General features: G+C 60.1%; 20 protein-coding genes. 3 read left to right on the top strand and 17 right to left on the bottom strand.

Annotated features, from left to right (window positions below):
- The first annotated feature begins 78 nt into the window (after nucleotides 1-78).
- Nucleotides 79-615: a MarR family transcriptional regulator gene (locus CGZ77_RS07165; protein WP_009426195.1), complete on the top strand. Its 537-nt coding sequence runs from the start codon at nucleotides 79-81 to the stop codon at nucleotides 613-615.
- 140 nt (nucleotides 616-755) lie between these two features.
- Here CGZ77_RS07165 and CGZ77_RS07160 read toward each other — a convergent pair whose 3' ends face one another.
- The 7 genes from CGZ77_RS07160 to CGZ77_RS07130 form a co-directional block, all read right to left on the bottom strand.
- On the bottom strand, nucleotides 756-1,679 hold the full coding sequence (locus tag CGZ77_RS07160; protein WP_009426196.1) for an SMI1/KNR4 family protein: 924 nt from the start codon (nucleotides 1,677-1,679) through the stop codon (nucleotides 756-758).
- A 9-nt stretch (nucleotides 1,680-1,688) separates the two neighbouring features.
- The gene (locus tag CGZ77_RS07155) at nucleotides 1,689-2,207 is read right to left on the bottom strand and encodes a hemerythrin domain-containing protein (RefSeq protein WP_009426197.1); all 519 of its coding nucleotides are present in this window, start codon (nucleotides 2,205-2,207) and stop codon (nucleotides 1,689-1,691) included.
- 177 nt (nucleotides 2,208-2,384) lie between these two features.
- Entirely contained in the window at nucleotides 2,385-2,981 is a 597-nt protein-coding gene (azu, locus tag CGZ77_RS07150) for an azurin (RefSeq protein ID WP_009426198.1), read from the bottom strand.
- A 132-nt stretch (nucleotides 2,982-3,113) separates the two neighbouring features.
- Nucleotides 3,114-3,554, bottom strand: a complete 441-nt coding sequence (locus CGZ77_RS07145; RefSeq protein ID WP_009426200.1) for a DciA family protein — start codon at nucleotides 3,552-3,554, stop codon at nucleotides 3,114-3,116.
- Nucleotides 3,555-3,556: 2 nt separating this feature from the next.
- The gene (gene rnhA / locus CGZ77_RS07140; RefSeq protein ID WP_009426201.1) at nucleotides 3,557-4,024 is read right to left on the bottom strand and encodes a ribonuclease HI; all 468 of its coding nucleotides are present in this window, start codon (nucleotides 4,022-4,024) and stop codon (nucleotides 3,557-3,559) included.
- Nucleotides 4,025-4,099: 75 nt separating this feature from the next.
- Entirely contained in the window at nucleotides 4,100-5,470 is a 1,371-nt protein-coding gene (locus CGZ77_RS07135; RefSeq protein WP_094031071.1) for an FAD-binding oxidoreductase, read from the bottom strand.
- Between the two features lie 193 nt (nucleotides 5,471-5,663).
- On the bottom strand, nucleotides 5,664-5,930 hold the full coding sequence (locus CGZ77_RS07130) for a hypothetical protein (RefSeq protein WP_036496153.1): 267 nt from the start codon (nucleotides 5,928-5,930) through the stop codon (nucleotides 5,664-5,666).
- A 495-nt stretch (nucleotides 5,931-6,425) separates the two neighbouring features.
- Here CGZ77_RS07130 and CGZ77_RS07125 point away from each other — a divergent pair, with 495 nt between their 5' ends.
- Entirely contained in the window at nucleotides 6,426-6,899 is a 474-nt protein-coding gene (locus CGZ77_RS07125) for a peptidylprolyl isomerase (RefSeq protein WP_009426205.1), read from the top strand.
- 121 nt (nucleotides 6,900-7,020) lie between these two features.
- Here the strand turns inward: CGZ77_RS07125 and CGZ77_RS07120 are convergent, their stop codons facing one another.
- The 10 genes from CGZ77_RS07120 to CGZ77_RS07075 all read right to left on the bottom strand — a co-directional run bounded on the left by CGZ77_RS07120 (nucleotide 7,021) and on the right by CGZ77_RS07075 (nucleotide 13,669).
- Nucleotides 7,021-7,824, bottom strand: coding sequence for a molybdopterin-binding protein (locus CGZ77_RS07120; protein ID WP_009426206.1), 804 nt, complete (start codon nucleotides 7,822-7,824; stop codon nucleotides 7,021-7,023).
- Between the two features lie 99 nt (nucleotides 7,825-7,923).
- A complete protein-coding gene (gene rpmE / locus CGZ77_RS07115; protein ID WP_036496140.1) occupies nucleotides 7,924-8,142 on the bottom strand; it encodes a 50S ribosomal protein L31 in 219 nt (72 codons plus the stop codon).
- Nucleotides 8,143-8,348: 206 nt separating this feature from the next.
- Nucleotides 8,349-8,573, bottom strand: coding sequence for a SlyX family protein (locus CGZ77_RS07110; protein WP_009426209.1), 225 nt, complete (start codon nucleotides 8,571-8,573; stop codon nucleotides 8,349-8,351).
- Nucleotides 8,574-9,941 carry a Na+/H+ antiporter family protein gene (locus tag CGZ77_RS07105; RefSeq protein ID WP_009426210.1) on the bottom strand — a complete coding sequence of 456 codons (1,368 nt, stop codon included), beginning with the start codon at nucleotides 9,939-9,941 and terminating at the stop codon, nucleotides 8,574-8,576. It lies immediately after the preceding gene.
- A gap of 241 nt (nucleotides 9,942-10,182) precedes the next feature.
- Complete coding sequence (gene rpmG / locus CGZ77_RS07100; RefSeq protein ID WP_009117634.1) at nucleotides 10,183-10,338, bottom strand: 50S ribosomal protein L33; 156 nt, start codon at nucleotides 10,336-10,338, stop codon at nucleotides 10,183-10,185.
- Between the two features lie 32 nt (nucleotides 10,339-10,370).
- Nucleotides 10,371-10,604 carry a 50S ribosomal protein L28 gene (gene rpmB, locus CGZ77_RS07095; RefSeq protein ID WP_036496141.1) on the bottom strand — a complete coding sequence of 78 codons (234 nt, stop codon included), beginning with the start codon at nucleotides 10,602-10,604 and terminating at the stop codon, nucleotides 10,371-10,373.
- Between the two features lie 163 nt (nucleotides 10,605-10,767).
- A complete protein-coding gene (locus CGZ77_RS07090; protein ID WP_009426213.1) occupies nucleotides 10,768-11,511 on the bottom strand; it encodes a UDP-2,3-diacylglucosamine diphosphatase in 744 nt (247 codons plus the stop codon).
- 171 nt (nucleotides 11,512-11,682) lie between these two features.
- Nucleotides 11,683-12,801 carry a molecular chaperone DnaJ gene (gene dnaJ, locus CGZ77_RS07085; RefSeq protein ID WP_036496142.1) on the bottom strand — a complete coding sequence of 373 codons (1,119 nt, stop codon included), beginning with the start codon at nucleotides 12,799-12,801 and terminating at the stop codon, nucleotides 11,683-11,685.
- A 140-nt stretch (nucleotides 12,802-12,941) separates the two neighbouring features.
- Entirely contained in the window at nucleotides 12,942-13,421 is a 480-nt protein-coding gene (locus tag CGZ77_RS07080) for an FxsA family protein (protein WP_009426215.1), read from the bottom strand.
- 59 nt (nucleotides 13,422-13,480) lie between these two features.
- The gene (locus CGZ77_RS07075; RefSeq protein ID WP_009426216.1) at nucleotides 13,481-13,669 is read right to left on the bottom strand and encodes a hypothetical protein; all 189 of its coding nucleotides are present in this window, start codon (nucleotides 13,667-13,669) and stop codon (nucleotides 13,481-13,483) included.
- On the opposite strand from CGZ77_RS07075, the gene CGZ77_RS07070 reads away from it, so the two are divergent.
- Entirely contained in the window at nucleotides 13,668-14,465 is a 798-nt protein-coding gene (locus CGZ77_RS07070) for a peptidoglycan DD-metalloendopeptidase family protein (RefSeq protein WP_094031070.1), read from the top strand. The genes CGZ77_RS07075 and CGZ77_RS07070 overlap by 2 nt on opposite strands.
- The last annotated feature ends 24 nt before the right edge of the window (nucleotides 14,466-14,489 follow it).

Genomic DNA, 14,489 nt, shown 5'->3' with positions numbered 1-14,489 from the left:
TATGATGGCGCCCCGCCAAACCGATGATTTTAAGCAAATAGCATCGGAAGGCCGCATTAATGAAAGTATGGAAGCAGTATGACCTTTTCCCACACCGAAACCGCCAAACAACTCACCGTCCTCGCAGAAAACCTGCCCGATTTCCCCCTCGACCGCACCCTCACCTTCCGCATGGTGCGCCTCGCCGCCGAACACCTCGGCACCAACCTCAACCAATGCCTCAAAGCCGAAGGCATCACCGAAAACCTCTGGTTCGCCCTGCTCTCGCTCTACGCCGCGCCCAACCGCGAAACCCTGCCCTCGCGCCTGAGCGACCTGCTCTGCCTCACCCGCACCAGCGCCACCCGCCTGTCCGACGACATGGTCGCACGCGGCTGGGTCGAACGCGGCGGCAACGCCCAAGACCGCCGCCAAACCGTCCTGAAACTCACCGAAGAAGGCGAAGCGTTCATCCACCGCATGCAGCCGCAAATCACCGAAAAACGCAACCCGATCTGGGCAGGCTTCGACGAAGCCGACCACCGCAAACTGCAACGCCTGCTCGGCAAACTGCTCGACAACCTGGAAAGCGAAAGCGCCGAAACGCAGGAAGGACAGGAAGAAGCGGAAAACTAAACCCCACCGCAGCAACACAGAGGCCGTCTGAAACCCGATTCAGACGGCCTCCGCCGTTTTGCACACCCACACAGGCAGGCGCCGCGCGGACGCAGAAAGGCCGTCTGAAACGCACCTCCCGTTTCAGACGGCCTTTCCTTTCAGACGGCCTTTTCCATCAACTTATCCGCCGCCGCGCTGCCCAATCTTTGCCGCAGCAGCGCTACGGCCGCCCCGTCCGCGTGTCCGTTCGCCCGTGCCGCCGACAGAATCATCACCGCGTCGAGCCAGCCGCCCGCATCGACGGGAAGCTGTGTCAGACATCCGTCGTCGCAGCCGCAACGCCAGATGCGGCCGGTGTTCCGGTGGAAACACCACAGGCCGCCGTCGTCCGGGCTTTCGCCGAAGGCAAGCAGCCCGTCGGCCTGCATGCGGATTGCGTCGGCTTCGGCGGCGGGCAGTTCCGCCCAAATACCGTCCAACCAAAAACAAGCATCGGCCAACGGCTCGATAAGCTCGGGCGTATAAATTGTCCAAGCCGGATACTGCACGCCGATATGTTCGTAATAGGCACGCAGCACGGGCGGCAGCGGGCAGCCGATACGCCGTTCGCAGTCAGCCAAATCGGCGCGGGAAACGGGGAAAAACGGACGATCGCCTCCCCACAAATCCAAGTAGGCGCGAACGCACTGCGCCCACCAGGCCAAACGCGCCGCCTCGTCGGGCAGCGGCGGCAGAGTCAGGGGCGCGGGATGGTGCTGCGTTTGCGCCGTCGGCATTTCAGGCGGCGGCACAAAATAGGCAGACAGCGCGGCCTGCCATTGCCTGTCGCCGGCAGCGGCGGGCAGGGCTTGCGCGATACGGGCGAATACGGGCACGGACAGCCATGCGCGGTAAGCAAAGCGCGCGCGCTCGTCGGCAGCTTGGACGATAAAACGGGCTTGGGGAGAAAACAGGGCGGAAAACGCCCCGTGCGGGACGGGATGGATAAGGACGGCAACCGTTTCCGGAATCAGGATCAGGCCGTTGCGCGGCATCTCGGGCAGCGCGGCGGCAAGGTCTTGCAGGGTATGGAACAGCCGCATCAGGGGCTTTCAGACGGCCTTGGGCTTTCGCCGCTGCGCCATATTCTTGCCGATGCGCGTCAGCTCGTCGGCGGGAATGTGCGTTTTGCCCAGCTCGAACAAGCCTTCTTCCAAAACCAGATGCACGGCGTAGCCGTCGACGAAGGCTTGGAAGGCGGCGGCATCGGGGCGGTAGTGTTCGTCGGCTTCCAGCTTGGCAAACTCGTCGGCCACCGCCGCCCAGTTGGCGTGCAGGACAACGTGCTGGCGCAGCAGCTCGTCCACGTCGGCCTGCGCCTGCGGCGCGTAACGCAGCAGCAGCGGGAAATAGTCGAGTTCTTCGTCTTCGTGGTGCAGCGGCGCGGCAACGTCGAAATACTGCGCAATCTGGCGGATGGTACGCAAGACGATGTCGTTGCGGCCGTTTTCGGCGATATAGCCGTCGAGCATGCCGACCTGTTCGCAGAAGCGGCGGACTTTGCCGTGGCAGGCGTAGAGCATTTCTATCGGTTCGTCGAAAGTGACGCTGCGGGTGTTGAAAAGGTTCATGTCTGTCGTCCGTTGCGGCCGTCCGGACAGTCTTTGGCTGCCAATCTTATGCTGGCGGCGGCGTTTTCAGACGGCCTGAATCTTTGGTTTGCGAAAGGCGCGGAGTATACGCCCTTCCGTGTGCCGCAAAAACAAAAACGGCCTGCTTGCGTGCAGGCCGTCTGAAAATGCGCGGGTTTATTTCAAAGTGATGTGGCCGAGCATTTGCGCGGAGTGGGCGGGGAAAGAGCAGTAGAACTCGTATTTGCCGCCGTCGGCGAATTTGCTTGTGTCGACAGTGACGCTGGTTTCTTCGCCGCCGCCGATCAGTTTGGTGTGCGCAATCACGCGCGTATCGCCTGCTTTGACGTAATCGCCGTCGGCACCTGCGCCCGCGCCGTCTTTAATCACGGCCTGGGTGTCTTCGGCTTTGGAAATCACAATGTTGTGACCCATTGCGGTTTTCGGCATTTTGCCGGTGTGTTTCAGGGTGACTTTGAACTCTTTGCAGTTGGTTTTGTCGATAACCAGCTCTTTGGTGTTGAAGTTCATCATGTCGTCTGATTCCACCACGGTTTCGCACGCGCCGGCTGCGGCGGCAGGAGCTTCGGCGGATGCTGCGGGCGCGGCTTCGGAAGCGGCAGGCGCGGCGGGTTCGGCTTCGGAGGCGGCAGACGCGGGCGCGGCTTCGGCAGAAGCGGCAGGCGGCGCGGCGGGGGTTTCGGCCGGTTTGTTGTCGCCACACGCGCTCAGCGCCAGTGCGGCTGCGGAAATCAGTGCTAAGTATGCCTTCATGTTTCATCTCCTGATGATGTTAAAAAATAAGTCGGGGAAACAAAGGTCTGACTCTTGCTCCCGTTCCGCCTGCGGCCTCTGCGGCGCGGGCGTCAGAGGCGGAATCTACCACAAAACCCCGACGAAAGATAATTATTTTTGATATTTGCCGGCCAATCGGCGAAGAGCGGCGGCCAGTTGCGGATGGTGTTGCAGCTGCTCGGCGCTGCGGCGGAAACTTTCGGCGGCGGCGGCGCTCAGGCGCAGGCTGTTTTCTTTCGGCGGCGCGGCGGGCTTGGGCACGGTTTTGACGCGCACGCTTTGTATCAGATCGCTGTACTGCTGCAAGCGCGGCAGCAGGGCGGGGGCGATCATTTTCAGGCGCGAGGCGGCCATGTTGTTGGCGGCCAGCAGCACCAGCGCGCCCTCTTCGATGCAGGCCGTCTGAACGTGCGGATGCAGGTTGGCGGGCAGCTCCTGTTTCACGATGTTATCGAGCTGCCGCCACGCTTTGGCGCTTTGCAGGAGAAATTGCAGCTGCGGGTCGGCGTCGGAGCGGCGGCCGCTGCGTTTGCCGATTTGTTCCAAATCCATTTTCAGACGGCCTCCTGCGGCCTCTCGCCGCTTTGTTTTGCTGCCGCCGCGCCTTGGTTGGCCAAGGCGTCGGCACGTTCGTTTTCAGGATGTCCGGCATGGCCTTTGACCCATGTCCAGACGACGTCGTGTTCGGCGACGAGGCGGTCGAGTTCGCGCCACAGGTCTTCGTTTTTCACCGGCTGCTTGGCCGACGTTTTCCAGCCGTTTTTCTTCCAGCCGCGTATCCAGCTTTCCATGCCGTTTTTGACATATTGCGAGTCGGTGCAGATTTCGACGCGGCTTTTGCGTTTGAGGGCTTTGAGCCCTTCGATGACGGCGGTGAGCTCCATGCGGTTGTTGGTGGTGTCGCGCGCACCGCCGCTGAGTTCTTTTTCATGGCGGCCGTAGCGCAGTAGTGCGCCCCAGCCGCCCGTGCCGGGATTGCCTTTGCAGGCGCCGTCGGTGTAGAGGTAAACGGTTTGTTCCATGTCGGTATACCCTGTTTTGCAGCGGCGGATTATAGCAGGCCGTCTGAAAAGCGGTTTTCAGACGGCCTCCGGGGTTCAATCGGGCAGCAGTTTGCCGGGGTTCATGATGTTGTGCGGGTCGAAGGCGGCTTTGACGGCGCCCATCAGCCGCAGTTCGGCCGCGCTGCGCACGCGGGGCAGCCAGTGGCGTTTGACGATGCCGACGCCGTGTTCGGCGGCTATCGTGCCGCCGCAGGCGATGACGTGTTCGTAAACGACGGTGTTGACGGCGTCTTCATAGGCATAGGCATCGTTGTTTGTCGCGGCGGGCAGGAAGGTGTTGTAGTGCAGGCTGCCGTCGCCGAGGTGGCCGAAGAGAACGATGTCGATGCCCGCGAACGTTTGGCGCAGCGCGGCACCGCAGCTGCCGACAAATTCGGAAACGCGCTCTATGGGCAGGGCGATGTCGTGTTTGATGCTGACGCCGAGGCTGCGTTGGGCGGCGGAGATGTTTTCGCGCAGCGTCCACAGGGTTTGCCTTTCGCTTGCGGATTGGGCAAGGATGCTGTTGTCAAAGCCGTGTTGCAGCAGGTATTCGGCAAGCAGGCCGCCGAGGTCGTCGCGCGGTTCGGCGTCGGCCAGTTCGAGCAGGACGTGCCAGGGGGCGGAAACGGGGGCGGCGCTGCGGCTGTAGGCTGCGGAGAGTTCGAGGGCGCGGCTGCCGACGAGTTCGAAACTGGTGAGCCGCTCGCCGAAGCGTTGTTGCACGAGGGCGAGGAGTCCGACGGCACGATCGATGCTGTCGGCGCCGACCCAGGCGGTTTCGTAAGTTTGCGGCAGGGGGAAGAGTTTGAGGGTGGCAGCGGTGATGACGGCAAGCGTGCCTTCGCTGCCGATAAGGAGCTGGCGCAGGTCGTAGCCGGTGGTGTTTTTGTGCAGAGGGACGAGTTGGGAGACGAGTCCGCCGTCGGGCAGGACGGCTTCGATGCCGAGGACGAGGTCGCGCATGGTACCGTAGCGCAAGACGTTGAGGCCGCCGGCGTTGCAGGCGATGTTGCCGCCGATCTGGCACGAGCCTTCGCTGGCGAGGCTGAGGGGAAACAGCCGCCCCGCAGCGGCGGAGGCCTGTTGGACGTTTTGTAGGATGCAGCCCGCTTCGACGGTGACGGCGTTGTCGGCGGCGCTGATGCTGCGGATGCGGTTCAGACGGCCTAAGTTGAGCAGAACGCCGCCCTGCGGCACGGCCGCGCCGCACAGGCCGGTGTTGCCGCCCTGCGGGGTGACGGGAATGCGGCTTGCAAAACAGTAGCGCATGATGTTCTGTACGGATTCTGTGTTTCGCGGCCGCAGTACCAATGCGGCTTTCCCCGTGTAGCGGCGGCGCTGGTCGGTGAGCAGGGCGTCGGCGTCGCGCAGGATTTCGTCTTCGTGCAAGAGGGCGGCCAGTTCGCTGAGGTCGGCGGGCATAATCGTTTCCAAGGCTGTCGGGCAAAGCGGCGGATTATATAGCGGGACGCAATGGCACGCCTACCGCACGCCGTTCCGATTCGTGCCGCTGTTTTCAGAACAAAGGCACAAAGGCCGTCTGAACGTTTCAGACGGCCTTTGTGCCATGCAAAAAAGAGCGCCGAAGCGCTCTGTCGCAAAGGGGAAATCCCGATTATTTGCTGGCAGCAGCTTCGGAAGCGGCAGCTTCAACAGCAGATGCGGCAGCTTCGGTTGCGGAAGCGGCAGCTTCGGTAGCAGATGCAGCGGCTTCAGTAGCGGAAGCAGCAGCAGTTTCAGCCATGGAAGCGGCAGAAGCGGCGGCTTCGGAAGCAGCAGAAGCGGCAGCGTTAACGGCAGAAGCGGCGTTGTTTGCAGCGTTATCGCCGCAGGCGGCCAAGAACAGGGACATCAGGGTAGCGGCCAAAAGAGATTTTTTCATTTTTAAAACACCTATTGCAAAAGATAAATTAACCAAAAACATCAGCAAATAATAACGCCCTGCAACAGCGCTGCCGTTGCGGGCTTTTGCGGATTTATGCTGAACGGTCGCCATTATGCCTATCAGACCGTGCAAAATCAATCATACTTTGATTTGCGTCACATTCGGCGCCATGCAGGCGGGATAGTATCTGCCGTTTTCCGTCGGCGCGGCAGAGTATCGCGGCGGCCGTACAGGCGAAACGGCATTTTCCGTTTCGTTTCCATAAAACCGTTTATAAACAGTCTGTTTGGTTTCCCATACCGCTTCCTATCCCGTCCGCCGCCCTCCTCCGCCCCGTCTTTGCGTTTTCCGGTAGCAAAAACGCAACAATATCCGCACTTCCGCCCTCGGAACACATCGGGGCATACCGCAAAAGCGCGCCGAAATAAACCGTCTGCGCCTGCGGCTTGATGATACAATGCACGCCTTTACAACCTGTTCCGAAAGACAGCCATGATTAAAAAAGACACCGTTGTCGGCCTGCATTACCAAATGTTCGACGCCAACGACCAGCTCATCGACGAAACGCAGCAGCCTATCGTTTATCTGCACGGCGGCTACGACGGCATTTTCCCGCTGGTGGAAGAAGCCCTGCACGAGAAAAACATCGGCGACGAGGTAGACGTTGTGCTCCAGCCCGACGACGCGTTCGGCGAGCAGGATCCCGAGCTGATCCGCATCGAACCGGCCGACGCCTTCCCCGCCGAAGTAAAGCCCGGCATGATGTTTGAAGCCGACATGCCCGACGGCGACGTGGTTATCTTCCGCGTGACCGACGTGGCCGAGGGCAAAGTAGTGGTGGACGGCAACCATCCGCTGGCCGGCATGAAAATCCGCTTCAAAGCGAAAGTGGACAGCATCCGCGAAGCCACAAAAGAAGAAACCGAGCACGGCCACGTCCACGGCCCGCACGGCCACCATCACTGAGTACCGACCCAACAGAGAGGCCGTCTGAAAAATTTCAGACGGCCTCTTCTTTAATATATGCCGCCCGCTACGCCGCGTCTTTTTCAGACGGCCTCAGGCGGCATCAGCCTTTGCAGCAGCTTTATGCCTGAGTGATTTCACGCATTTCGCCGCCCAACGCGTCCAATTCCCGCAACACCTCTTCCCAAGCCCGGTCAATCAGCCCGCAGGCCTCACCTTCGGCTTTGAGGCCGAACTCGATATGTGGCGCAATGCGGCTGCCGTCGGCTTCGGTGCGGCCGACGCTGGGCAGGCTGTATGTACGAATGCCCGCGTAATCGCGTTCGATGCGCTCCATCAGCGGCGTGATGCGCGATTCGGGCAGGCCGAATATCCAAATACCGCGCCCGTCGCTGCGGAGGCGGTGGAAACGGTCGGCGTAGCGGTTTTCCAGCACCCATTCGGCCATCGGGTGCGCCATCACGGGGAAACCGGGCAGGAAATAATGTTCGCGGATGGAAAATCCGGCGATATTGTTGAAACTGTTGGGGATGATGTCCGCGCCCTGCGGGAAGTCGGCCATTTTCAGACGTTGGCGGTGTTCGGGCGAATCGAGGCTTTCGCCGCGTTTGGCGGTCACGCCTGCAATCAATGCGGCGGCTTCGGGATGGCACACCAGCAGCAGGCCGAGGGCTTCGGCGGCAGCCTGGCGGGTGTGGTCGTCGGGCGTCGAACCGATGCCGCCGGTGACAAAGGCGGGCAGGCCGTCTGAAAAGCTGCGGGAGAGCTGCCTTACCAGCAGGACGCGTTCGTCGGGCAGGTATTGCACCTGATTGAGCTTAAGGCCGCGCGTTTCGAGCAGATTTTTGAAAAAGGGGAAATGTTTGTCTTGGCGGCTGCCGTGCAGAATTTCGTCGCCGATGATGATGAGGTTGAAGCGGTTCATATTGAGGCCGTCTGAAAAAGCGGTAATGATTGATATAGTGGCAGGCCGTCTGAAACAAAAAAGACTGCCGATAAGCAGTCTTTTTCAGGTTTCGGCGGTTTAGCTGCGTTTGAACAGGTTGCCGAATTTGCTGTTGAATTTGTCCACACGGCCGGTGGTGTCGACGATTTTCTGGGTGCCGGTGTAGAAGGGGTGGCAGTTGGAGCAAACCTCGATGTTGAAGTTTTCTTTTTCCATGGTCGACTTGGTCACGAATTTGTTACCGCAGGAGCAGGTAATGTTTACTTCGTGGTAATTGGGGTGAATGCCTTGTTTCATTTGAAATGTCCTTTTTGGTTGGCGGGCATAGGGGTTGTGCCTATGCTTCATGTCGTCCCTTGCGGGAAAGCGGCGGATTGTAGCCGAAGCATGTGTTTTCGGCAAGCAGGCCGTCTGAAAAAGGCGTTGAGGCAAAACAGAATGTTGCGTTTGCTGTGCGCCCTGCTGCCGCTTTCAGACGGCCTCTGCCTATCGGCGCAGCAAACCTAATAATGCGGCGGGATTTCGTCGCGCAGGCTGTAGGACTCGGCTTCGCTGCTGCCGTTTTTGTCTTGCAGGCGGCTGTAGAGCAGTTGCAGTTGCGCCTGTTGCAAATCGAGCGTTTGGCGCATTTGGGCGATGGTGTCGCTTAAGCGGGTAATCAAATCGTCCTGCAAGGCCGTCTGAATTTCCAGCTCGGTGATGCGGTGTTCCAAGTCGTTTTCGTTCATTTACAGCACCATGGCGGCAATCCAGCCGGCGACGGTCAGCGGGATGTTGTAGTGGATAAAAGTGGGGATAACCGAGTCACGGATGTGGTCGTGCTGGCCGTCGGCGTTCAAGCCCATGGTGGGGCCGAGCGTCGAGTCGGAGGCGGGCGAACCGGCATCGCCCAGCGCGCCTGCGGTGCCGACAATCGCTACGGTTGCCAGCGGTGAGAAGCCGAGGCTGATGCACAGCGGCACATAAATCGCGGTGATAATCGGCAGGGTGGAAAACGACGAACCGATGCCCATTGTAACCAGCAGGCCGACCAAGAGCATCGCCAGCGCGGCCATGCCTTTGCTGCCGCCGAACATCTGCATACTGCCGTCAACCAGCGGCTGAATGTGGCCGGTGGCCTGCATCACGGCGGCGAAGCCCTGTGCGGCAATCATGATAAACCCCACCATCGCCATCATTTTGATGCCTTCGCCAAACACATCGTTGGCATCGTGGCGTTTTACCACGCCCAGCGTCATGAATACGGCAAAGCCCACCATCGCGCCGAGCAGGAGCGCGTCTTTATAAACCAACTGGATGGCAAAGCACACGGCAATCGCCACGGCGGCAACAAGACTGCGGTAAGACGAGGGCACGGGCGTGTCGGCGGCGCTTTGGTTGTCGGCCAAATCGATTTCGCTGCTTTGGTACACGCGCGGTTTGCGGAAACGGACAAAGGCGAGCAACAGCCCGGCCACCATGCCCAGCGCGGGGATGGCCATCGCCTGCATCACGTTGATATGTTTGACATTCAGCCCTGCTTTTTCGATGTTGCCCAGCAGGATTTCGTTTAAGAAAATCGCGCCGAAACCATAGGGCAGAAACATATAGGTTGTTACCAAGCCGAACGTAATCACACAGGCAATCAGGCGGCGGTCGACCTGCAAACGGTTAAACACCAGCAAAAGCGGCGGGATAATCATCGGAATAAAAGCGATGTGGATGGGCACGACGTTTTGGCTCATCACACCCATCGCCAAAATCAGCAGCAACAGCGTCCATTTCACCGCGCCCGTACCCGTTTGCGAGCCGCTGCGGTTGAGTTTGCGTACCACCGCGCCCGCCAGCTGCTGCGGCAGGCCGGAGTGGGTAATCGCCATCGCAAACGCGCCGAGCATGGCGTATGAAAGCGCGATTTTCGCGCCGCCGGCCAAACCGGTTTGGAACACGGTGATGATGCCTTCGTGCACCACTTTGCCGTCTGCCGCCACGTCGGAAAGCGGCATACCGGCCAGCAGGCCGCCGACAAACGCACCGATGGTGAGGCTCAACACAACGTGTACGCGCAAAAGCGACAGCGCGAGCATCACAATTACGGCAATCACAACAGCATTCATGGTTTTCTCCTTCTCAGACGGCCGTCTGAAAAAACAGCAATTCCTGCCACCGCTTCGGCAGTGCGGCAGAACTTGTTTGCAGACGGCCTGAATTGTCAACATTTTGCAAATATTAACATAACAATATTGGCGGCAACAACATGAAGCCGTCCGAATGTGGGATTCGGCAGGCAGCGGCCGCCTGAAAACCGTAAAAAACCGCATAAAGCCATCGGCTTTATGCGGTTTTGGCGAAACCGGATTATTTCAGCTTGGTTTCTTTGTACATAACGTGTTTGCGGGCAACGGGATCAAATTTTTTGATTTCCAGTTTGCCGGGCATGGTACGTTTGTTTTTGGTTGTGGTGTAGAAGTGACCGGTGCCGGCACTTGATTCCAGTTTGATTTTATCGCGCATAGCAGTAATTCCTTAATCGAAAATCTTCAAAATCAAGCTTCGCCGCGCGCGCGCAGATCGGCCAGAACGGCATCGATGCCGAGCTTGTCGATGGTGCGCAATGCTGCATTGGATACGCGCAGGCGCACCCAGCGGTTTTCACTCTCAACCCAAAAACGGCGTGTTTGCAAGTTAGGCAAAAAACGGCGTTTGGTCTTATTATTGGCGTGCGACACGTTGTTGCCACTCATCGGGCGTTTTCCGGTCACTTTACAAACTCGTGCCATGGTTTAACTCCAAACTTCTGAAAAAGTAAAACGCGGTTTATACCACAAACCCGCAATCCGCAGCAAGCACACATTTTTTCCGCGCGCCGTTTGCGTCGGGCAAACCGATGAAAATGTGGTTTTTTATCCAATCATCCCCTTCCGCTCCCTCGGTACACATTTTTCAGACGGCCTCATGCAAAACCAGCGGCAGGATTTCGCACCCCTTCTCCGATACGGACAAAAAACCGCCGCGCCCGTCGTGCCAGTCGGGCAAAACGTAGCGCGTAACGGTGCGGCCGCCGCAGGTGTGGCGGTGGACGGCGGGGCGGTGGGTGTGGCCGTGGATCAGGATTTCGGCCTGCGGATGCCGCGACAGGGCTTGGCAGACGCCTTTTTGCGTCACGTCTGAGATGCTGCCCATGCCGATTTCTCGTTTGCGCTTTTTGCTGGCGGCACGCATATCGGCAGCGATTTTCCTGCGCCATTTCTGCGGCAGGGACAGAAGAATTTTCTGCACGGCTTGATTACGCATGATGCGGCGGAAACGTTGGTAGGACGTGTCGTCGGTACACATTTCGTCGCCGTGGGAAATCAGGCAGGTTTTGCCGTAAAGCACCAATTCTTCCGTCTCGGGCAGCAGAGTCATGCCTGCGGAGGCGGCGTATTTTTTGCCGAGCAGGAAATCGCGGTTGCCGCAGATGAAATAAACGGGCGTATGGGCGGAAAAGGCTTTCAGCGCCGCCGCCGCGTCCTGCGCCGCCTTGTCCGGCATATCGTCGCCCAGCCAGGCTTCAAACAGGTCGCCCAATATATAGAGCGCGTCGGTATCGTTTTCCCAGCCGCGCAGCGCCTGCGCGAACAGGCGGTTGAGGTCGGGCGTGTCGTCGGATAGGTGGAGGTCGGCGATGAAAACGGTGCGGCGCATGAGGTGGTTTGTCGGACAAAACGGCGGCGATTATATAGCGGAACGGCTTGGCGCGCCTGCGGCGGAGGCCGTCTGAAAGCGCAGCCCCAACAAAATTCAAACAGAGGCAACGGATGCGGAAAGGCCGTCTGAATGTTTCAGACGGCCTTTTCGGTTGCTGCGGCAGCAAGATTAGTTGAACAAGTCGTTCACTTTGTCTTCCACCTTGTCCCAAAACGATTTTTTGCGCGGGGTCTGGCTGCGGTCGAGGCCGGTGGAGATTTTTTCAAATTCTTCCAGCAGCTCTTTTTGGCGGTCGGTGAGATTGACCGGGGTTTCGACGACAACGTGGCAGTAGAGGTCGCCGACAGCGCCCGAACGCAGGGATTTGATGCCTTTGCCTTTGACGCGCATACGGCGGCCGGTTTGCGTTTCTTTGGGGATGGTGAGTTTGACTTTGCCTTCAAGGGTGGGCACTTCCACTTCGCCGCCGAGTGCGGCAACGGTGAAGCTGACGGGCAGTTCGCAATGCAGGTCGACGCCGTCGCGCTCGAAGATTTTGTGCTGTTTCACATGGACGGCAACGTAGAGATCGCCTGCGGGTGCGCCGTTGCGGCCGGGTTCGCCTTCGCCGGAGAGGCGGATGCGCTGGCCGTCGTCGATACCGGCGGGGATGTTGACTTCGACGGTTTTGCTCGCTTTCACACGGCCTTCGCCGCGGCATTTGACGCAGGGGTCTTTGATTTCTTTGCCGCTGCCGTGGCAGGCGGGGCAGGTTTGCTGCATTTGGAAGATGGCCTGACGGATGTGGACGGTGCCCGTGCCGCGGCAGGTGGAGCAGGTGGTGGCCGACGTGCCGGGTTTGGCGCCGCTGCCGTGGCAGACGTCGCAGTCTTCGTAGGTCGGTATGGTGAAGCGTTTTTTCACGCCCTGCGCCGCTTCTTCGAGGCTGATTTGTACGTCGTACTGCAAATCCGCACCCTGGTAGCTCTGCTGGCGCGAGGCTCCGCCTCCGCCGCCGAACATCTGGCTGAAAATGTCGCTGAAATCGAAGCCCTGTGCGCCGCCGAAGCCGCCCGCGCCCTGCTCGAAAGCGGCGTGGCCGTATTGGTCGTACATGGCGCGTTTTTCTTTGTCGGACAAGGTGTCGTAGGCTTTTTGCACTTCTTTGAATTTTTCTTCGGCCGCTTTGTCGCCGGGGTTGCGGTCGGGATGGTATTTCATCGCCAGCTTGCGGTAGGCTTTTTTGATTTCGTCGTCGGTGGCGCTGCGGGCGACGCCGAGTGTTTCGTAAAAATCGCGGTTGCTCATGGTTGTGTTTTTGCGGGTAGTTTGGAACGGCGCGGTAGGTATGGGCGGCCGTCTGAAAATTAAAGCAGGCCGTCTGAAAATTGTCGCTGCTCGCGGCGGCATTGCGTTTTCAGACGGCCTCTGCGGGTTTGACGTGTGTTTTAACGGCTGTGGTCTTCGATGCGGCGGTTTGCACCGTTTTCAGACGGCCTGCCGTCCACCGTGTGGAAATCGCCTTCGATAATGTCGTCGTCCGCACCGCCGCGCCGCGTTTGGCCGAAGCCGCCGAACGGCGCCGCACCCTGCGCCTGCTCGACGGGCGCGCCGCCTTTGAAGGGCAGCATCAGCAGCATGGCCAGCACGGTGGACACAAAACCCGGGCTGATGAGCAGCATCCCGGCTACGGCATAGCGCACCGGCCACAAAAGCTGGTAGACCGACACTTTGCCGCCGCCGCGCACGGCAGCCGCCGCCAGCAATACGCCCGACAGCCCCATGCGCCGCAGCATGAACACGCCCGCCATCGCGCTGAGCGCCATCAGCAAGATGGCGGGCGCCGCGCCGATTCTGCCCGCCACTTGGGCGATCGACAGAATTTCCAGCACGATGAAAACAAGAAAACCGATACCGGCGTTCCGCATAGTTTGTCCTTTGTAATGAGTGGTTGCGAGAGCGGAACATACAGACAAAAGCGGCGATTTCAACGCAGAAGCGCGACGATGGGTAGTAAAAAAAAGTAAAGCAGGGCGGCGGCAAACGCGGCGCGGTAGGCCGTCTGAAAGCGCGGCGCAAACGGCATCAGGCAGCGCGGCGCGGCGGCGTACTCGCTCCGTGCCTGCCCGCATGCCCTGTTCACGGGCTCGGCGGCTTTTGCTATGCTTTGCGCCATGAAAACACTGCTTCACACCCCGCTCAAAACCTTCTCCGCCGCCGCGCTGCTGCTCCTGCTCGCGGCCTGCGCCTCCCAATCCCCTTCCGACGGCTACTACCGCGTCCGCCCGGGCGATACGCTGCACCGCATCGCCGCCCGCGTCGGCCAGCCGCCCGCCACGCTGGCCAAATGGAACAAACTCAGCGATCCGTCGAAAATCACCGTCGGCCAGATGCTGCGCGTCGGCAAAAACGCCCCGCGCACGTCCGACACCGCCGCAGGCAAAAGCCGCGCCGTGCCGCAGACCAACAAACTTTCCATGCGCCTGCCCAGCACCAATCCCGTCCTCGCACGTTTCGGCGGCGCGAACAAAGGCGTCGATTTCGCAGGCAGCGCGGGCGACCCTGTGAAAGCCGCCGCCGCGGGCAAGGTGCTCTATGCGGGCAACGGCGTGCGCGGCTACGGCAACCTCGTCCTCATCAGCCACGGCGGCGGCGTGCTCACCGCCTACGCCCACAACGACAAACTCTTGGTACAAAAAGGCCAAACCGTGCGCGCGGGCGACACCGTGGCGCTGATGGGCAGCAGTGATGCCGAACGCGTGAAACTGCATTTCGAAGTGCGCGCCGCGGGCAAGGCCGTCAATCCCGAAAACTATCTGCCGCCGCTGCCTGCGTCCGCCGCGCCGACGCCCGTCCCCTTCCCCGTTCCCGCCGCACCGGCGCAAACCGCCGCTGCCGCAGAAACCGCCGTCTCCGCCGAAACGGCAGACCAGCCGCCCGCACCCGCTGCGGAAACGCCCGCGGCAGAGTGAGTTTCCGCAAGAGCTCAAGAGGCC

This window comes from Neisseria sp. KEM232 (assembly GCF_002237445.1).
Taxonomy (GTDB): Bacteria; Pseudomonadota; Gammaproteobacteria; order Burkholderiales; family Neisseriaceae; genus Neisseria.
Note: the sequence above shows the minus strand (reverse complement) of the source record. Positions and strands in the feature narration are given on the sequence as shown.